Source organism: Pseudomonas vancouverensis, assembly GCF_004348895.1.
In the GTDB taxonomy this organism is placed as follows: Bacteria; Pseudomonadota; Gammaproteobacteria; order Pseudomonadales; family Pseudomonadaceae; genus Aquipseudomonas; species Aquipseudomonas vancouverensis.
This window is the reverse complement of sequence record NZ_RRZK01000001.1, coordinates 1-19271: the sequence shown is the minus strand read 5'-3', so window position 1 is coordinate 19271 and position 19271 is coordinate 1. Positions and strand designations below refer to the sequence as shown.

Below are 19271 nucleotides of genomic sequence, written 5' to 3'. Positions count from 1 at the left end.
CACCCCACGAAGGCCGGCGCATCGCCGGCCTTTGCGTATCAGGAGGCAGCATGAAAATCAAAATTCTGTGGGGCTTTGTCGGCAATGGGCAACTGTTGGGAGCCGACTCGAACAAAGTGAAAGCCGGGGCGGTTTTCGAGGAACCAGATGACGAATATGCCCACACGTTAATCGGGAAGGGGCTCGCCGTCGAACTCGACGCCAATGGCAAGCCTCGTGTAGCGAAGCCAAAAAACACCAAGCCGGCTGAACCGTCCGAGGACAAGTAAATGATCGACTTGGCCAACGTGAAGATGCACCTGCGGGTCGACGGCGATGAAGAAGACGCCCTGATTGGCGGTTACATCGAGGCGGCCAAGGCCCACGTCGAGCAACACTGTGACCGAAAGCTTGTTGATGGCGACCCGGCTGAACCAGCAGAGATGGGCCTGACACGGGATGTCGAGCAGGCCATTCTGCTGCTGGTCGGTCACTGGTACGCCAACCGCGAGGCGGTCGCCGTCGGCACCATCGCCACTGCCATGCCCCTCGCAGTCGAACGGCTGCTCTGGTACAGGAAGCAATTCTGATGAGAGCCGGCCCACTGCGTCACCGATGTGCGCTCCAAGAGGCGGTTCGAGTGAAAAATCGAACCGGTGGCTTCGATGTGACATGGACAGAAATCGGCAAACCGTGGGCGGAGATCACTCTACCCACCGGACGCATCGCACCCGTTGCCGAACAGCTCTCAGCGCTTGTCACTGTCGAAATCCGTATCCGCCCAAGGGCCGACGCGGTAGCCGGTAACCGGATGGTCCATACCGAGAAGGGCATGACCAGCACTTACCTGATCGAAGCCGCGTTGCTCAACAACGAGCGGGACATGCTCCGTCTGCTCTGCTCAAACGTCCCCAATCCATAGAGGTGAACCATGAAAGTAACTGCCCTGGGCAATTTGTCCGGCGCCACTGGTGACCGGGAGAAAGGTGAGGAATTCACCGTTGATGCCAAACTTGGTGAGGAGTTGGTTTTGCGCAAGCTGGTTGTGCCCGTTGCCGAAACCGCTGCCCCCGCTGAAAAACCGGCCAAGGCCAAGGAGTAATCCATGGCGGCCCGCCGCTCCCGGATGTCGGGAGACTTCAAGCTTCGACGGACGCTGCGCAACATCCACACGACGATGGATAACGAGTTGGTCGGTGTCATGCAGCAGAGCGCAGACCGGGTCCTGGCCACGATGCGGCAGCTCATCCCCAAAGATACCGGTGCGGCATCGGCAGCCCTGAAGGTGTTCGTTTCCAAGAGCGGCCTGAACGCCGAAATAGGCATTCGAGGCAAGCGCGATAACGAGCGGTTTTTCTACCTGCGCTTCCTGGAGTACGGCACCAAGGGTTACAGCGGCACCCTGTATCGGCGGGCTGATCGAAACTCCATCGGTGGTGAGCACACCAACAACCGCGACAAATCGAAGCTGTCCGGACGTCGCAACGTGTTGCGTGCGCGGGACACCAAGAACAAATCGGACGGTGCACACTTTTTTGGCAAGTACCCGGATATTCCGGCCCGGCCGGCTCATCCCTGGCTTCGTCCTGCCAAGGATGTGAACCGGGAGTTTGTGCTGGCGAACATACGTGCAGCGGTTGCCGAAACGCTGCGTAAAGCGAGCGAGGGCTTGAGCAATGGCTGATCCGTCTGTTGCATTGCAGGAGGCCTTGCTTGAAAGGCTCGAGGCTGAGGTGTCATGCCCGGTCTACGACGGCGCACCGATGGACTCGGATATGCCATATGTCTCGATTGATCGGGAGATCTCCAACAACATCTCGCCCATCGCCGGCAGAAAGCGGCAGCAACGCCTGATTTACCTGTCTGTTTGGTCTGACGCCCATGGCCAGGCTGAAGTGAAGCGAATCCTCGGTGAGGTCGTAGCCGCTCTGGACGAGCGCCGACTACCGCTCGCGGTTGGCCGAGCCGTATCGGTCAGGGTCGAGCAGGCTGATGCCCAGCGCGATGCTGACGGTGTCACCTACCAAGGCTCGATCACGGTCCGCGTCATCACCACTCACTAAATCCACACACCGGCCGCTCTGCGGCTTTATCCAATGTGCCTTTGGAGGATCCCTCATGGCCGATGACAACCTCAACACAGCCGCCGGCTGCCGATTTTCAATCGGTACGAAGTCCGGCGCAGACACCGAAGCGCTCTACAAGGCCGACGTCTATGTCGAAGTCGGCGAGATCGAAGACCTGGGCGAGTTCGGCGACACCTTCAGTTCGGTGACTTTCACGTCCCTGCGTGATGGTCGGGTGCGTAAATACAAGGGCACCGCTGATGCCGGCGACTTGACCCTGACCGTGGGCCTGGATAACGGCGACGCTGGCCAGGCGTCGCTGAAGGTAGCGCACAAGGACCGCAGCAAGGGTGATTACAACATCAAGATCACCCTCAATGACGGTGACACCGATGCGGTCCCGCCAGTCCTGCCGACCACGTTCTACATGCGCGGCAAGGTCATGAACAACACCGTCGCCGCAGGCGCCGCTGACAACGTGGTGCGCCGCAATGTCACGATCGGCATCAACTCCGACATCCTGGAAGTTCTCCCGGCGCCGGTCACCCCTTAACCTGCGGGGCTTCGGCCCCGCGTCCAAAGGATCATCTCCCATGAATCAAACGCTTTATGGCACCGTCCAGATCGATCTGGATGGTGAGGCGTACACCCTGAAGCCCACGCTTGGCGCGGTACGGGCCATCGAGTCTCATTTCGGTGGGCTGCGCGGCGCGTCCCAAGCGATCAATGCGCTGAGTGTCGATGGTTGCGCGGTCATCATCGCCAGCGGTGCCGGGCTGACCGGCAAGGCCGCTGAGGGGGTCGCGGAGCAGGTTTGGCAGACCGGCGTCCTCAAAGTCTCGGTACAGCTGAACGCTTACCTTGTCGCGCTTTACAACCCGAAGGGTCCGGATTCGGGAAAGGATCAGCCAGCGGCGGCGTAAGTGCAGTAGAGGACGGCAGCTACGTTGATCGGCTGTACTCGATAGCCGTTGGCTGGCTTGGATGGCCGCCCGACCTCGCTTGGCGAACACCGCTGCCGGAGTTGTTCTTGGCAGTAGACGCACGTATTGAGTGGGCACAAATGACAAACCCCTTCGGTACCAAGGGAGGGGTTCAGAAGGAAAAACCCAAGCCTTCGACTGTTGCCGAGAAGCTGCGGCAAGTGCTAACAGGCAAGCGTGCAGCTTGAGTCGTGTCTCGACTGAAACGAACAGTCCGAATTCATAGATGCAGTAATGATTGTGCGAAGCCCGGCCAAGCGCTGGGCTTTTTTGTGCCCGGAGAAACGCATGGCAGACACCGATGTTCAGGGGATGTTGGTTCGCATCGAGGCGACCACTGCGCAACTGCGGCAGGAAATGGCCCGTGCTGACTCCAGCGTTTCGCAGGCCTCAGGAAAAATCGACAAAAGCCTTGGTCGTGTGGATGAGGCGTTCGACCGTGCCGGAGACAGCGCTCAGGACGCTGCCGGGCTGATTAAGGGTGCACTGGCAGCAGCAGTCGGCGCGGCCTCCATCAGCAAGATCATTGCGACAGCCGACTCCTTCGGGCAAATGTCAGACCGGATCGGCATGGCCACCGGTAGCGTGGGCGAATACAACGAAGTCCAGGACCGCTTGCTGGAGACCGCTCAGCGAACCTACCGTCCATTAAGTGAAGCCCAGGAGCTGTACATCAGGACAGCGGACAGCTTGAAGTCCATGGGTTACAACACCGGCCAAGCGCTGGATGTAATGGACAGTTTTAGCTTTCTGCTGGTGACCAACTCAGCGACGGCCGACAAGGCGAGCTCCGCGATCGATGCCTACTCGAAGGCGCTTCAGACCGGTAAGGTCGAGGCGGATGGCTGGCAATCGATTCTTGCCGCGATGCCGAGCGTGGTCGACACCATTGCCAAGGCAACAGGCCAATCTGCTGAAGAAATTCGCAGTCTTGGCGCCCAGGGTAAGCTGAGCCTCGATGTGCTGACCGAAGGCTTGCAAAAGTCTGCCGTTGCGAATGGCGTTCTGGCCGACAGCATGAGCGTGTCGGTGCATGATGCACTGCAAAGTCTGTCGAATGCCTTTGGCGTGTACATCAATCACCTGAATGAAACCAGCGACTTCACCGGCGTGCTGGCTAGCGGGATCGTCGGGCTGGGTGAGAATCTGGGAACGTTGGCCGATGTCGCCATTGTCGCCGCCATTGCAGCCCTCACTCGTTACGGTGCCAGCGCTGTTGGTTCCGCCGCGCTCGCGGCGCGTTCCGCGTACAAGGACGTCGTCGCACGGAAGGCCCAGGCAATCGCCGTCTTGTTGGCGGCACAAGCTGAACAACAGAAAGCACAAACCACGGTCTTTCTGGCAGAAAAGGAAGCCATTGCAGCCCGCGGGACCGCCGTACAGACGCAGATGTCGTTGCAACTCGCCGAAGCCAGAATGGTCGAGACACGGGCAACCAACGCAGTAGCAGCCGCTCAGCAGGGCGTCAGCCGAGCCGGTGTCAGTTTGCTTGGCATATTGGGTGGGCCGGTCGGTGTGGCCACGCTCGCCCTCGGCGCCGCGACCGCCTTCCTGACGCTTCGCGACAACAGCAGTGTTCTGGAGCAGAAGCTTGGGGACCTCAGTGACCCACTCGATACGCTGACCGAGCGCTTCAACAAACTCAACCGGGCTACCCAGTCGGTCACGTTGCGCGAGCTGCGTGCCGAAGTCGATAGCACCCAGCAGAAGCTGGGCCAGATGGCAGAAGGGATCGCCGACAAGTTCGAAAACGACCTGCGCAACATGGGCGCGGCCGGTGCTGACGGCTTGATGGCGGGGCTGGTACCGCTGCCGGCATCAGCTCAAGCGGCTTTGGAGTTGGTGCGCCAAGCATCGAAAGACCAGGCGTCCGGCATTGCGGTTGATTGGAAAAATGTTGCTGATCGGCTGCGAGAGTATCCAGAAGTCACAGAGGAAATGGCCAGGGCCGTGGAGTCTGGCCAGATCAAAGTTTCTGATCTGAGCGCGGTGCTGAAAAAGCAGCAGGACACGGTTGCCGAGCTCACCGGTGTAGTTGATGAAAACACACGGGCTGAGCGTGAGAACGCCGCTGCCAAGGCGAAGGCCGCCGGCATCGGTCAGGCCTACCTCGATCAGTTGCAAAAGCAATTGGCCGCGGCCCAGGACAAAACGGCACTGGAAGCCGCCAACCGGTTCATCGCCGAGAACAAAGACCTCACCGAAGGGATGGTCGTAGCCATTCGTTCGGCTGCCGCTGCTAAGGACGCGCAGAAGGCGTCCGACGACGCGGCAACCAAGGCCACGAAAAAGAACACCAGCGAGACGGAATCGGCCGCCAAACTTCAGTTGAAGGCGTTCGAGTCGACCGAGGAAGGCTACAAACGCCAGATCGAGCTGATCAACACCACCGGCGACAAGCAGAAGGATGCCACCGAGGTCGCGAAGCTTTCGTTTGAACTTCAGGAAGGCAAGCTCGGCAAACTGTCTGAGGCACAGAAAAAACGCCTGCTGGGCATGGCCGCCGAACTTGATGCGCTGAACAAAATCAAGAAGGCGAACGAGGACGAGCTGAAGCTGACGGCCTTCAAAAATGCCCAGGCTGTCGGCACGCAAACCGCACAGGACGGATTTGACCAGGACCTGGCCGGCATCGGCCTGGGTGACAAAGCCCGGGATCGGATGCGGGCTGACCTGGCCCTTCGGCAGAAATACGCCACCGACCTGGCCAGCTTGAACGAGCAACGCAACACCGGGCAGATTTCGCCTGAGCTGTACGCCAATGAAACCACCGTGCTGGAAGAGGAACTGGCCAAACGCCTGTTGGCTCAGCAGAGCTATTACACCCAGCTCGATGAATACCAATCGAACTGGATGAATGGTGTCAACGAAGCCTGGGCCAATTACGCCGATGCGGCACAGAACTCCATGCAGATTGCCTCCGACTTCACCGCGGGCACTCTGGGCAGTGCGCGGAGTGAGCTGGGCAACTTCTTTTCGGACGTGGCCACCGGGGCCAAAGATGCTGACGATGCATTTGGCGACATGGTGGGCAACTTCGCCAAGTCGCTGGTCAATGCGCTGGCGGACATGGCGGCACAGTGGCTGATTTATCAAGGCGTGCAGATGCTGGTGGGCAAGACCACACAAGTCAGTGCGGCCGCAACCATGGGCGCCAATGCTCAGGCAACGGCGTTGCAGGCTGGTCTAGCTGCGTTCGCGTCGACGGCCGCGATCCCCATCGTTGGTCCTGTGCTGGCTCCCGCTGCCATGGCGACGGCGCTGTCTATCACCAGCCCGCTTGCGGCTGCCGTGGGCATGACCGCCATGGCGGGTGCTGGCTTCATGGAGGGCGGCTACACCGGCAACGGTCGGCGCGATGAAATTGCCGGTCCTGTTCACCGCGGTGAGTACGTTTTCGATGCTGAAGCCACCGCGCGCATCGGCGTGGGCAAGTTGGAGGCGTTGAGCGATGGCAGAACGTCGATGATCGGCCAACAGGGTGCTGCGCTCGTTACCGGCTCTCAAGGCGGTGGCCAGGGCAGCAATGACAGCGGCATGAACGTCGAGATCCACAACTATGGTGCAAGTCAGGTCCAGACCAGGCGCGGTGACAAAGGGCAACTGCAGGTCATCATCGACGCCGTGCGCGAGGACTTCCAGCAAGGCGTGGCTTCCGGTGACTCGCCGTATTCCCGGGCAATCGAAGGCACCTATCACGGGATGAGGAGGGGGGCATGAGTATCATCGAGCGGGTGTATGCCTCAGGTGGTGACGTGATCATCGACACCTTCGAACTCACCTGTCCGGCCTGGTCGGAACCGGTGCTGATCTGTGGTGGTTTTGATGATCATGCCTGCCGCACCGAGGACGGCCGCATTCTGACGTTCTTGGCGGCCGGCATTGATGTTTCGTTGCCCAGGAAGAGCAACAGTGCCAGCCAGACGCTGAACTTTGCGATCGATAACGTCATCGGCGAGGCCCAGCAAAAAATGGATCAGGCCAAGGCGGCGGGGCAACAGATCAACCAGACCTATCGCCGTTACCTGGCGAGCGATCTGTCCGCACCCGCCGAGCCCCCTTATCGAATGACTGCCCTCGGTGCGTCGATTGAGGGCACGACGGTGCAGATCAGCGCCGGATATGCCGATCTGATCAATCGGGCGTTCCCTCGCGACAAGCTCACCACACTCAATGCCCCGTGCATGAAGTACCTGTAGCGGACCAAACCATGCTCACCAAATACCTACTTGCCCCCTACAAAGACGGCGGACGGGGTCCGGCTGCCTTCGATTGCTGGGGGCTGTGCATCGCTGTGCGACATGAGGTGTTCGGCTTGCCGTTGCTGCCGGAACTGGGCGGCGTTGGCAGAAGCAAACCGAGGGAGTGCACCCAGGCGTATCGCATGCTTTCTCAGGTCATGGAGGTCTGTGAGCCGGAACCTGGTGCCATCGCTGCGGTGTTCCGCGGTGAGCTGTGCATTCACGTCGGCGTGGTGATCAACGCCGATGATCGCCTCGCCGTGCTGGAGACCAACCCGGGCGCCGGCGCCCGCTGGTTGCGTATTTCCGACTTCAACGCCACCTACCTAAAGGTTGTTTACTATCGTGATCAGCGTATTCCCGAACAAGCTGGACGGCGTTGCCTTCGAAACCCACAAGACTGAACGGCGCATGACGCTGGCGGCGTGGCTGAAATCTATTGCCCCGAGTTATGAACCCCGCGAGTCGCCGCCGGTGAGCATCACCGTGAATGGTGAAGTCATTGATGCGACGCGCTGGGCGCACTTTGAGTTCGCTCCTACGGATGACGTGGAAGTTCGCGTTGAGCCCAAGGGTGCCGCAGCCATCTTCGGCGCCATTCTTGTTGCGGTGCTCGCGGTCGCGGTATCGCGGGCGATGGCGCCGAAAATCCCTGGTACGTCGACGTCACCCAATGGTGGCGAGTCGTTGGCCGAGGCATCTGCCAAGGGCAACAAGATCAAACTGGGCGAGATCATTCGCGAGATCGCCGGCCACCAGCGGGTTTACCCCAGCTACCTGACGCCACCGGTGCGACGTTTCTCCGCGCCGCGCGAGCAGTGGGTCGAGATGCTGCTGTGCGTGGGCAAGGGCAGATATCAGATCCCCACCAGCAAGATCAAAGTGGGCGAAACGCCCCTGATCAGCCTGGGTGCTGACGCCCAGTTCGCCGTTTACAACCCGGGTGACAATCTGTCGGGGCAGAGCGCGGCGCAGTGGTGGCACAGCGCGACGGAAGTCGGATCGAGTGCCAATGGCTCGGCCGGTCTTGAGCTGACGCTGTCCACTGATTTGACTCAATCGTCTCCGGCGTCGGCGCTGCAGTTCAATGGCTCCAGCATTTCGATCCCTGCCGGTGGCGGTTCGTTTCCGGCGGATTGGTCCAGCGGCCTGATTATCCGGCTGCTGTCGCCTTACCTGTACACCGTGGTCGACGTAGGTGCCGGGCGCGATATCTTACGAGGTGATCTCGCCATGCTCGCGCCGTATGTGGGAATGCCAATCGAGGTGATCGGCGCTAACCAAGGCCTTTATGAGGTTCACTCTTATACGCCATTTGCTCCCGCAATCCCGCCCGCACCGGGAGTCGCCTCGACGCTGACAGCCTCCTCCGTGCCAAGTCGTTATAACTTTGACGTGACGCCGCTGACGTTCACGGTGTCCCGCGGCGGGGCGCCGTACACCGCGACCTTGAACACTGCAACAACGGATCTGGCAAGCCTGGTCGCCGCAATCAATACAGCGAAAGGCGGTGCACCTTACACCGCCATCGCGTCAGGCGGCCGTGTACGGCTCCTCGAAACAGCGCCTTATTCTGGGCAAACGCTTGCGGTTAGTTCGGCTTCTGAGGTTTTTGGGGTTGCTCCTACGGGCACCATCGGTACACCCACCACGAGCGGCACCCCAGAACAACCGGCCCAGATGACACTCAATTTTGAAGGTGGAACTCCGGCCGTTGGATTGATCCCTGGCGTGGGGCTCGCCACCATCGGCCCGCGAGGCCTGCGATACCGGATCACTTCCTACAGCGCAACCATGCTTGCCGTGGAGCGCCTGACCGCCAGTGGGGCCCCCGATACATCGTGGCCTGGTTTCAGCTACATGGAGACCATGAATGGTGTGGTCATGCTCGACGCATCGAACCTGCAGGGCGGATATCGAGGGCCTTTCGCCTGCTGCCCTGAAGGCGAGCGAGTGACGGAAATCGAATGGGACGTGTTGTTCCCGCAAGGCTTGTGCGGTGTCGGGCGGGAAGGGCAGATCTACCCGGTCAATGCCTACCACACCTTCGAATACCGTGACATGGCGCTGTCCGGAGCGTGGACAGTGATCGATATGCAGCACAACGGCGGCTCGCTGGATGCTCAGGGCTTTACCAGCAAAGTGGTACTGCCCTATGCCATGCGGCCCGAAGCGCGGATCAAACAGCGATTCGTACACCAGCCTGGGCGTATCGACAACGAGAAGCGCGACGACACCGTGTGGTACGGCCTGCGCGGCAAGATGGTCGGGGCGCCGCTGCGCTACGACGGCATGACCACCATCGCCGTGCGCGTGCGAAACGGCGATCGGCTGTCGGCACAGTCGGAAAACCTGGTCAGTGTCGAAGCGACCCGGGTGCTGCCGGTGCGTTCCGGTGGTGGCTGGGTCGGCGAGGCGCCGACGCGCGACATCGTGCCGTGGTTTATGTACGTCGCCAAGTCCGCCGGCTACACCGATGCGGACATCGATCTCGCCGAGCTGGATCGACTCCACGAGGTGTTTCGCGCCCGGGGCGACTGCTTCGACATGACTATCGATGACGTCAGCACGATCAAGGACGCTCTGAACGACGTGTTGGCGGCCGGGTTTTCCGAGCTGACGGTCAGCCGCGGCCTGTTGCGCCCAGTGCGCGACGAACCGCGCTCGGTGTTTGAGCAGATGTACACCCCGCAGAACATGACCAAAGCGCTGAAACGGCGAATCATCTTTCCGTCACCGGATGACTTTGATGGGGTCGACGTTGAATACGTCAGCGCCCTGACCTGGCAGGCGGAGACCGTTGAATGCCGGTGGCCGGGGGATCTGGGGTTGAAGGTCGAGAAAATCAAAATCCCCGGTGTGTCTGATCGCAACAAGGCCTATCAGATCGGCATGCGCCGGCGCGGGCATCAGAAGTTTCGCGGCGACTCGTTCAGTTGGGAGACCGAATTGGATGCGCTCAACTCTAACTACTTGAGCTACGTGGCCGCCGCGGATGACATCCCCGGGTACGGCCAAAGCTCAATCCTCATGTCGATAACACCCAGTGCCGGCTCGCTGGTGTTGGAAAGCTCGGAACCGTTGCCCTGGAAGGACGGCGCCGCGCACGTGGTCGGACTTCGCCGGCCGGACGGCACGCTCAGCGGTCCCTGGCCAGCCGCCCGGGTCGATGAGTACCGGCTGGCTGTGCCGACTTTGGATTTTGTGCCGGACCTGTCGTGGGACATCGAGCCGCCGCACCTGCTGTTCGGGGAAAGCACCCGTTGGTGCTACCCCGTACTGATGACCGTGGCCAACCCTTCGAGCGAAGGGCGGGTGTCGGTTGAAGCGATTCCCTACGACGCCCGGGTCTATCTGTACGACAACAGCGCTGCACCGGCATAAGGACACGACGTAATGATTTCATACCCAGAGGGTCTGCCGCTGCCGCAGCGGGACGGCTACGGGTTCCAGTCGGTCAGCCCCATGGTCCGATCGGAACTGCAAAGCGGGCGCTCCAGGCAGCGGCGCCGATACACCTCGGTGCCTACAACCGCTTCCGTGACGTGGCTGCTGGACGATGCCGAGAGCCAACTGTTTGAAGGGTGGTTCGAGTACGTGCTGATGTCCGGTACGTTGTCCTTTGAGTGCCCGCTGAAAACGCCGCTGGGGCTGGAGACCTATCAGGCCCGGTTCACCGATATCTATAGCGGCCCGACGTTGGTGGGCGACAGTTTCTGGCGTTTCACCGCGAACCTGGAACTGCTGAAGCGGCCGTTGTTGGACCCTGAATGGATCCTGATCCTGCCGGAATACGTCCTTATGTCGGACATCTTCGACAGGGCAGTGAATCTGGAGTGGCCCCGCCACTTCGACGAATAACACACAGTGTCGGCCTGCTCAGACCTGCACGAACTTATGACATCCCACCGGTATACTGCCGGCCTTTCCCGTTCCCAGGTTTGGTCGTCATGGTTAATCGCCGGCAATTACTACAAATCAGCGCTCTCGGTACCGCCTCTTTCGCGGCGCCGTTGGCGTATTCTGCGAGCTCGATAACCATGGCCTACAACACCGGTAACCCGATCGGATCGACCTCTCCGAAGGATCTGTCTGATAACGCCCGTAACCTCGACTATTTCGTCAACGGCCAAGAGGCGTCTTACCCCGATCGAAAGGGGGTTCCACGGAAGTCCTGGAAGGGGATGGAGGCGGAACATAACGTCGACCAGGTGCGACGTGAGTCAGAGTTTGACGCCGCCCAAGTACACCGGACGGAAGTTTTTGATGCTACACAAGGGAATCGTGAAGACCAATTCAACACTTGGCTGGACGGGTCTGGCTTTGAGAATGACCCACTTGTCTACGTAGACGGCTCGCCACTCCGGGTTGATCGCGTTACGCAGCTGGTAGATCGCGGGGGGAGCCTGTACACCGTTAAACGTCCCGCCTCATTCCCATACGGCCTTACAGGGGAGTGGGCCACCGACGCAACTCACCTTGTCCTGCGAAATGATCAAAGCATTCGGCAGGACTTGGCGGAACCCACTGGTGCAGGTCGGGTCGGCTGGACCCGGCGACCCACCCTCGCGGCGGAGTCGTCGGTCGATTACATTCTTTCGTTGCAGCCAATCAACATTTGGGAAAATGAGTTCACCTCTCTAATCACGGAGAAGCCGGATGCACATGCCCCTCAAACGTGGGACTGGGCCCCGGCAATTCAGGCGGCTAACGATCTGATTCGCACGCGATTCAACACATATGGCCCTGGGATTCAGAATGTAATTCAATTTCCCGGCTCCATATACAAAGTAAAATCTAAGATCACTCTGTCTGCTTTCGTCAAAATAAAATCTGTCGGTATGGTCGTATTTCAGACCGAAGTTGCAAATGACTCTGCATTCCACTTCACTGCTGCTACTGGAGACTATTCGTCGAATACTGCGGTGATTAACAAGCAGCAATGGATGCGCGGTCCCTTCATTAATGGTGCCGACGGTGGTTTTACCTTCCATAACATGCTGGGCAGAGCGGGCTGTATCGGCTTGGAAATTGGTTCACGGACGGACCTTGGCGAACTCAGCCCCACTGCACGGTATACGTCCTGTGAATATAATATCGAGGGGTATGCCATTGCGATTAAGTTTAATCGGTTTCGAAACTATATCGCGACGTTTGAAAAGGTTCACTTAGAGCTTAACGATGAGCTTGTGGTTTTTGGCGAGCCGTCGATGGCTAACGTTCTAGATTCTGGCGAAAATATTCATTTTATTGGATGTACTTTTGCCAACTGTACTACTGCTTTTCGGTGGTACTGCGACGGTTTTGATGTGAACTTAACTAACTGCTCCTATGACTACATAGGGACAGTTTTCCGCCTACACCGTTTGTACAAGAAAATTACCGTACACGGTGGGCATATGGAAGGTATTGGCGGTGTGCGTGCTCATGATGGTGTCGGCGGCATTTTGCTTGAGGAGTCGGCGAGCTCTGCGGACACCGGTACACAGTGCCTAGTCCAATTTATCGGGGTATCTGCGGTAACTCCGCCAGGAAACGTATTTCGGGGATCAAGTAAGGTCCAACTGGAGCTGGATTACGAGTATCGCAAAATCGGTACGGATAACACTCCAGCAAAATTGTTTCTAGTAGACCCACGTATAACGCTCCGGCGAAAGGCAATTGTCAACCAGCACCGGGCCACTCTGCCTAGTTGGGCGGTGAACCATCAGCGCAATCCGACATTTACTTTGGACGCTGAAGGCTCAACAGCCGCTCCGACCGGATATACACGCGTTGCTGGCGGAGCGCCAAGTGTTATCGAGGCTGCGTCGGCATCTGTTTTGGGGGGTAAAGCGATCAAGATCACAGGTGCAGCAAGTGGTAGTTATTACATTCTTGACGCCAATGATAAAACTCCATGCGCCCCAGGTGATGTCGTATTGGCGAACCTATTTGCTAAATTTCCGGCTGACGTAACTGCCGCCCAGTGTTCGATTACATGCCGACTCCAGTTCTTCAGTTCTGCGGATGAGGTGTTGCTCACAACAAGTGAGGTATCAAACGACTATGGTAATAGTGAGTTGATTATGGGCGAGTGGAGCGCACACGTTTGGGCTAGGCAAGCAGTAGCGCCGGCGGGTACTGCTTACTACAAGGCCCGGTTCGGCGTAACTGGTATCGGGATGAACAGCCGGATAACGTACATTACGGGCCTGTACTCAACAATTCTCAAATAGCAATTGCAAGTGCCCGCCCCGTGCGGGCTTTTTCATGCCTCGGAGAAATATGCCAATCAAATGTTTTGCGTGATGGGTTGTTAAGTCCATTCATCTGGATTGTTTTTTTTCCAATCCGATAAGGCTGACTCCAATGTATATTCATACGAATAGCCATTTTCTAAAAGAAAGGTTGGTAAGATGTTGTTAGATTTTACTAGTTTTTTCACTCTGGTCGGTTTGAAAGGGTGCTGTATTCCCAGTGGTGTCGCAATTGCATCAATGCAATGAGAAGCTGACAATAATAATGTGAATGGCACCGAGGGTACTCGTCTTTTTATTTTGGCAACTATGCAGACTGATTTCACGTACTCCTCGATGGAGGGGCCTGGATTCATAGTCATGTTGAATAGTGAGAGGTTGGACTTGTTGGCATGCTGCTTTTTCAGAACCCACAACATTGCTATACAAAGCTCTTTCACGTATGTGCCGGCTTTTCTGGTTTCACGATTGCCGGTGTAAAAAAAGTATCGGTTCAAAACCGACTTGATTAATCGAGATACGTTGCCTCCCTCACTTGGACCGAATACCACGCCGGGGCGAGCAATAACTAAGTGCCGTGTTTTCTGATCGGCAGCAAGCCACATCTGATGAATTTTTTCGGCGGCGAGTTTCGAGCCACCGTAAGCCGTGGTTGGCGATGGAGTAGAGCGCTCGTCTTTAGCTTGATCGCTTGGACCGTATGGGGAAATGGAACTGGTGAAAATTATATTGCTGCAATTTATCTGCTCGGCCCATGCGCATACATGCTCAGCACCTAGTAGATTGGTTTCGTAATATTCAAAATCTTCATGCCCGGGCTCTCTGTGAACAGCGGCGAAATTTGCTACCAGATAAACACTTTCTTGTGGAGTCCACACTATAGGTTTTCGAACGTCGCCATTTACTTCTTTGATGTTTGAAGTCTGAGTAATCAAAGCTTCTCTATAGGGAAAAGGCTTTTGGCCTACCTGCTCTTTATCGTACAAATAAACCACGTCAACTGTTTTCGATTCGATTAGGTGTTTGGCAAAGAAGGTGCCAATAAAACCGGAACCTCCAAAGATCACAGCGCAGTTCATATTTGTCCTTAAATAGCTTCAGCCTGAAATTTTTAATACATAAATTTTTTCCTAATTCTACCAGCTACATGACTGTTGTGGCCTGAGTGAATCCACAGATCAAAAAAAATTAGCACCGCCTGGTGCGGAATTGTTACGCCTGGAGAAACGCATGACTGAAACTGAAAAAGATCGCGATATTCTTGCCCGCACCTTGTGGGGCGAGGCTCGTGGCGAATCGTTGGCTGGCCAGATCGCCGTAGCCTGGACTATCCGCAACCGCGTAAATGACGGCAAGCCCAAGTCATGGTGGGGCGAAGGCTACATCGGCGTGTGCCAGAAGCCGTACCAGTTCAGTTGCTGGAACAAGAGCGACCCGAACTTCCCCTTCCTGAGCGGCGCAAGAGCGATCCCGTTCCGCGAATTTGCCCAGGCACAGATCGCGGCTGAGCAGGTGATGGCCGGCAAGGTGCCTGATCCCACCGGTGGGGCCACGCATTACTACGCGATCGCCATGAAGACACCGCCAGTTTGGGCAGCCAAGGCGAAGCAGACCCTCAAACTTGGCGGGCACGTCTTCTTCAAGGACGTCCCATGAATCCCGCAACGCTGAAGTTCGTACTGATCGGCGTGTTGGTGTTGCTGCTCATAACCACCGGCGCCACCTGGAAGGTTCAGGACTGGCGCTATGGCAAGCAGCTGGCCGAGCAATCCGATCTGCACAAAGACGATTTATCCATGATCAGCAACGCAGCCGCGGCCAAGGTCCGCGCCGATCAAGACAAACGTCTGGTGCTTGAGCAGCGCTTGGAAGCCATCGACCAAACCCATTACAAGGAACTGAGCGATGCTCAAACGAAACAGGATCACGTGCGTGACCGCCTTGCTACTGCTGAGCTCAGGCTGTCAGTCCTTCTCGACGCCGCAGATTCAGCCAGTGGCTATTCAGTGCCAGCCTATACCGGCGCCGGCGGCATGGTTCATGGAGGAACGCGCGCCCGACTTGACCCAGCGCATGCTCAACGAATTGTCTCCATCACCGACGAAGGTGACCGGGGATTGATTGCCTTACGCGCATGCCAAGACTACGTGCGGAACATAAGGTCAACAAATTAATAAGCTGATGGATAAGTGTCATCAGCTCATCAAAAAATATCACTGGGTTTTAAAATGCATGTGGCTTAAATGTAGTCGTTTCAGTGCTTCTAAGTGAGACGAAGTAAGGGTTGCTTCTGGTGGAAATTACGGCGTCATAATCTGCACTACAGCCTTCGGCAACCAGGCTTACTTTTTCAAATGCAATATCAAGCCATTCTAGAATTTCATCTACGTTTGCACCATTTGTAACGCGCTCAATAAAAGAATTGATTTCATCAATGCCGATTGTATTTTCAAAGCTGGAGCTGCCAGTTCCTAAATGTAGGAGGATCGGCTGAGGGTTAGCTCTGCGAACGTTTATAGTATTGTAGTTACTAAATTTCGTGTAAATGTGGAGAGTGGTGAAGAATGAGCTGGTTTTTTCATCAAAGAATGAAACTATTGTTTGGTTTTCCATTTGAGGTAAAGCGTTAACTAGTTCGTCTCTGGCATCGAAGTTGAAATGATTTTCTGCGCATGATCTAACTATGTTTATGACTTCGGATGGGTCCGATAAGTCTTTTATTTGATCGAGATAGAGGTGCTCGTTTGTGGTTCCGGCAGCACTCACTGCTACATTATTGTTTTTGTTTAGCTTGGTTTTTTTAAATCCGTCTATCGTTCCTCCACCGTTAGTGGTAATGGATAAATTTCCAACTGTCATCGTTATCGATTCAGGTGCATTACCCCTGCGGTCGCTAGCAATAAGAGTGAAATCCTTGTGTAGAATATTTAAAACGAATGTCATTGCTTGCTTCTCCCTTTAAGTGCCACTAAGTCACTCCGGCTTCAATACCACCGAGAGCGTAGTTTTGATAATTCCTTCATTACGCTAGGTGCTTGCAACGCTCTTCGAACATTCCTACGAACTCAAGCACATAGCGTTGAGCAGCTCAGAGAGTAAGCTCCATGATGGCAGCCTCAAGGGCAAGCTGAATTTGGTATCTCCTGTTAAGCAGTGAGATGCAGGTGGCCTGAGTTGTGTAGGAGTCGATGCTCGATAAAAGAGAAAGGTGTAGCGGTCGGAGGCGGGAGGGTGATTTCTCGTACCACTTTTTGTACCAATCCAGCGTTTTTTAGGGGCATTGGGGGGTGAAACACCCCCTGAAGCCCATTTAAAGCCCCGGACCAAAAACTCCAGACAATCCTCACAACATCACTCGATGTCTGTGGTTACTCAGGCGTCATCATCACCGCGAGCGTCATCTTGATGAACTCTTCATTCTTGTCGATGGCTTCCAGGGCGCCGCGCACATTGTCGGCGACATCGGCGGAGCCACGGGCTTCGACCCAGTTGGAAAGCTCCATGATGGCGGCTTCCAGGGCGAGCTGGTTTTCATTGATTTTGAAGAGAAGGGAAGGGAGCAGGTCTGAGTGTGGCATCGTGAATCCTCGGGTATGAGGTCAGCGTAGCACCGGTTTGGATGGGGGAGTTCAGTTCGGCAGAACGCCGGAGATAGGTGCGCAAAACCTCCGCTGGAGGCTGCGTGTTTTCGTTTGCAAAACCACAAAAAAGCGGGTTTTTTGCCGCCCTTAAAGAGGGTGCTAATCGTTTTAAAACAATAGCTTAGCTCGCTACAGGTCCCAACATGGGGTGCTAGGGGTCGAGTGTTCGAATCACTCCGTCCCGACCATTATTCCTGAGTAAAACCAGACAGTTAAGCCGATCAACTAGATCGGCTTTTTTGTGCCTACGTAAAAATTACTCGGTGAAGGTCTTTTCCGATGCATGGATAATGCGTCAGCGTCTGGCGAGCAAATCGTGTACCTTCAGTTTTGTGATTTTATGAGGTGCGTTCTTAAGGAGGCGGGTATGGAAAAGGTATTTCGAAACCCATTGTTTTCAACTGGGTTAGCATTGGCTATCTGTGGTTTTGCGATCACCGCACCAGGTCTTTGGATTCCTGGGGTGGCGCTGATGATTGCGGGTTGGGCAAAGGGGAAAAAGCGGACCTGACTTAATCATCGCTACCCCGTATGGCTGCGGGCCGATCTTTCCGACCGAATAGGTTTTTATCGCATCGTGCGACCTATTTCGGCCGCTGCGCTGACGATCGCGCGACGGGTTGCAACAATGACACTTTCACCTTGCAGCAAGCCCGTTAGAAAACCTCCCGCCTTGACAGTGACAACGTCCCCGTCTCGCATGTAGATAACATTGATGGCGAGGGCCGCGGATAACCGTAAGGCGTCCCCGTCGTCTGAAAGTGGGTCCCATCCTTTGAAATTGTCTCTTATGAACCGTTCAGGTCTGCCAGGAAGCTCGCGCCAGTTTCCTGAGATTCCCGCAGCCTTTGCTGCAGCGTTCAGCAATTCCTTATTCGTCACAATTAAACCTTATGACTGCCAACTATGCTGCTGGCGTGAGGCCGATGAGAATCCTTTGAGTAAAAACCTTAGCCCAGAGGTTTTCCAGATGACAGGGCGAAGCGCACAGGGTGATACGAAAGCACGTAGCTTCGATCTTGCTTGACGGAATTCCAACGCTACACCGGGGCTGGTTAAAGAAGATTAGCTTTTGCCGACATTTTTTTGCCATTTCATGACTGCACCGGAGTGTATTTTTGACCTCTTTTCAGGCATTCAGCTCTTCAAGCTTCTGCCGAGGGTGATGTTGGAGTGTAATCTCCTCGCGACGCACGTGTTTCCTGCCGTTGGTTGTGAATGGTGTCAGTGGGTACAAACAGGGTTGGACTAAATAGGGATATTTCTATGGCATTGTTGGATCTTGATTTGATCTCGAAGGGCTTACCTCAAGCCTGGACATCGACCGTCATTGGGCGGGTCGGTGAATCCAATATCAAAGTACTTCGCATGGATGAAATGTCTTCAGCGGCAGAGGTGCATGATTGCACCGAAGGTTTGCTGGTCATTTCAGGGCGGCTGATGCTGAGTGTTGGTGGTCAGGCCGTTACTGTTGAGGAGGGGCAGATCTTTCTAGCTGAAGCTGGGGTTTCGCACGCCGTGTTGCCCGGAAGCTCTGGTACGTTAGTCATTATCGACATCTGAGTGACCCCAAGCGTCCGGCGTCACCGGCGAGGTACTGGCACTGCTTTGCTTCTACAGGTCGGGCTCGCTCGTGATCGGCAGTGGCTCCATAACGCTCTTCTATATAGAAGCGATTCTTATGAGGGCATTGGATCATGATTACAGTAGTTGGCTGGCAGCGCTGAGGATGGCGCAGGACTGAGTGCCGATCGCAGGCCAGGCCTTGCATTCGGAGCTTTATTGACCGATATGACAGAAATATGAAATTACCTGTTGACGGCAGATTTCAGATGTCTATAATTCGCCCCACTTCCGGCGCAGTCGAAACGGAAAACTCCTTGATAAACAAAGAGTTACGCAGTATTCGGCAGCAGGTTGCTTCAGTTCATCGAAGCCTGGAAGGAGTTGAAGGGGCGGTGTTGTAAGGCTCTTTTGACGGTTCGGTCTTCTCGGTCGAAAGCGGAGAAAAAGAGGTGTTGACAGCAGCGTGTAACGCTGTAGAATTCGCCTCCCGCTAACGAGAGATCGGAAGCGCAAGTGGTTGAAGTTGTTAAGGAAATCCTTGAAAACTTCTGAAAAT

At 56.1% G+C, this 19271-nt stretch carries 21 protein-coding genes; 18 read left to right on the top strand and 3 right to left on the bottom strand.

The window, feature by feature from the left end; all coding sequences use genetic code 11:
• Positions 1–50: 50 nt before the first annotated feature.
• From EIY72_RS00105 to EIY72_RS00040, 14 genes are all read left to right on the top strand, one after another.
• On the top strand, positions 51–269 hold the full coding sequence (locus EIY72_RS00105; RefSeq protein WP_093218332.1) for a hypothetical protein: 219 nt from the start codon (positions 51–53) through the stop codon (positions 267–269).
• On the top strand, positions 270–569 hold the full coding sequence (locus tag EIY72_RS00100; protein WP_093218335.1) for a head-tail connector protein: 300 nt from the start codon (positions 270–272) through the stop codon (positions 567–569).
• Positions 569–901, top strand: coding sequence for a head-tail adaptor protein (locus EIY72_RS00095; RefSeq protein ID WP_093218337.1), 333 nt, complete (start codon positions 569–571; stop codon positions 899–901). The genes EIY72_RS00100 and EIY72_RS00095 overlap by 1 nt, the downstream gene beginning before the upstream one ends.
• A gap of 9 nt (positions 902–910) precedes the next feature.
• Positions 911–1081: a hypothetical protein gene (locus tag EIY72_RS29810; protein WP_165939577.1), complete on the top strand. Its 171-nt coding sequence runs from the start codon at positions 911–913 to the stop codon at positions 1079–1081.
• Between the two features lie 3 nt (positions 1082–1084).
• Complete coding sequence (locus tag EIY72_RS00090) at positions 1085–1663, top strand: HK97-gp10 family putative phage morphogenesis protein (RefSeq protein ID WP_093218340.1); 579 nt, start codon at positions 1085–1087, stop codon at positions 1661–1663.
• Positions 1656–2042, top strand: a complete 387-nt coding sequence (locus EIY72_RS00085; protein WP_093218343.1) for a DUF3168 domain-containing protein — start codon at positions 1656–1658, stop codon at positions 2040–2042. Before EIY72_RS00090 ends, EIY72_RS00085 begins: the two co-directional genes overlap by 8 nt.
• A 55-nt stretch (positions 2043–2097) precedes the next feature.
• Complete coding sequence (locus tag EIY72_RS00080; RefSeq protein ID WP_093218346.1) at positions 2098–2598, top strand: hypothetical protein; 501 nt, start codon at positions 2098–2100, stop codon at positions 2596–2598.
• A 40-nt stretch (positions 2599–2638) separates the two neighbouring features.
• Complete coding sequence (locus tag EIY72_RS00075; RefSeq protein WP_093218349.1) at positions 2639–2968, top strand: hypothetical protein; 330 nt, start codon at positions 2639–2641, stop codon at positions 2966–2968.
• Between the two features lie 348 nt (positions 2969–3316).
• Entirely contained in the window at positions 3317–6748 is a 3432-nt protein-coding gene (locus EIY72_RS00065; protein WP_093230402.1) for a phage tail tape measure protein, read from the top strand.
• The gene (locus EIY72_RS00060; protein WP_093218352.1) at positions 6745–7227 is read left to right on the top strand and encodes a DUF1833 family protein; all 483 of its coding nucleotides are present in this window, start codon (positions 6745–6747) and stop codon (positions 7225–7227) included. Before EIY72_RS00065 ends, EIY72_RS00060 begins: the two co-directional genes overlap by 4 nt.
• A gap of 11 nt (positions 7228–7238) precedes the next feature.
• Positions 7239–7673, top strand: coding sequence for an NlpC/P60 family protein (locus EIY72_RS00055; protein WP_093218355.1), 435 nt, complete (start codon positions 7239–7241; stop codon positions 7671–7673).
• Positions 7615–10653, top strand: a complete 3039-nt coding sequence (locus EIY72_RS00050; protein ID WP_093218357.1) for a host specificity factor TipJ family phage tail protein — start codon at positions 7615–7617, stop codon at positions 10651–10653. The genes EIY72_RS00055 and EIY72_RS00050 overlap by 59 nt, the downstream gene beginning before the upstream one ends.
• Before the next feature lie 12 nt (positions 10654–10665).
• Positions 10666–11130, top strand: coding sequence for a hypothetical protein (locus EIY72_RS00045; protein WP_093218360.1), 465 nt, complete (start codon positions 10666–10668; stop codon positions 11128–11130).
• A 179-nt stretch (positions 11131–11309) separates the two neighbouring features.
• Positions 11310–13487, top strand: a complete 2178-nt coding sequence (locus EIY72_RS00040) for a hypothetical protein (RefSeq protein WP_132680094.1) — start codon at positions 11310–11312, stop codon at positions 13485–13487.
• 80 nt (positions 13488–13567) lie between these two features.
• Here the strand turns inward: EIY72_RS00040 and EIY72_RS00035 are convergent, their stop codons facing one another.
• Positions 13568–14587: an NAD-dependent epimerase/dehydratase family protein gene (locus tag EIY72_RS00035; protein WP_093218365.1), complete on the bottom strand. Its 1020-nt coding sequence runs from the start codon at positions 14585–14587 to the stop codon at positions 13568–13570.
• A 151-nt stretch (positions 14588–14738) separates the two neighbouring features.
• On the opposite strand from EIY72_RS00035, the gene EIY72_RS00030 reads away from it, so the two are divergent.
• Both EIY72_RS00030 and EIY72_RS00025 read left to right on the top strand, forming a co-directional pair.
• Positions 14739–15164: a cell wall hydrolase gene (locus EIY72_RS00030; RefSeq protein ID WP_093218368.1), complete on the top strand. Its 426-nt coding sequence runs from the start codon at positions 14739–14741 to the stop codon at positions 15162–15164.
• On the top strand, positions 15161–15682 hold the full coding sequence (locus tag EIY72_RS00025; protein WP_093218371.1) for a lysis system i-spanin subunit Rz: 522 nt from the start codon (positions 15161–15163) through the stop codon (positions 15680–15682). The genes EIY72_RS00030 and EIY72_RS00025 overlap by 4 nt, the downstream gene beginning before the upstream one ends.
• A gap of 49 nt (positions 15683–15731) precedes the next feature.
• Here EIY72_RS00025 and EIY72_RS00020 read toward each other — a convergent pair whose 3' ends face one another.
• Together EIY72_RS00020 and EIY72_RS00015 are read right to left on the bottom strand one after the other, a co-directional pair.
• Positions 15732–16451, bottom strand: coding sequence for a hypothetical protein (locus EIY72_RS00020; protein WP_132680093.1), 720 nt, complete (start codon positions 16449–16451; stop codon positions 15732–15734).
• Between the two features lie 425 nt (positions 16452–16876).
• The gene (locus tag EIY72_RS00015) at positions 16877–17086 is read right to left on the bottom strand and encodes a hypothetical protein (protein WP_093218374.1); all 210 of its coding nucleotides are present in this window, start codon (positions 17084–17086) and stop codon (positions 16877–16879) included.
• Between the two features lie 430 nt (positions 17087–17516).
• Between EIY72_RS00015 and EIY72_RS29805 the strand changes: the two genes are divergently transcribed.
• Positions 17517–17660, top strand: coding sequence for a hypothetical protein (locus EIY72_RS29805; protein WP_165939576.1), 144 nt, complete (start codon positions 17517–17519; stop codon positions 17658–17660).
• Between the two features lie 755 nt (positions 17661–18415).
• Positions 18416–18712: a cupin domain-containing protein gene (locus EIY72_RS00010; protein WP_093218383.1), complete on the top strand. Its 297-nt coding sequence runs from the start codon at positions 18416–18418 to the stop codon at positions 18710–18712.
• Positions 18713–19271: the final 559 nt, after the last annotated feature.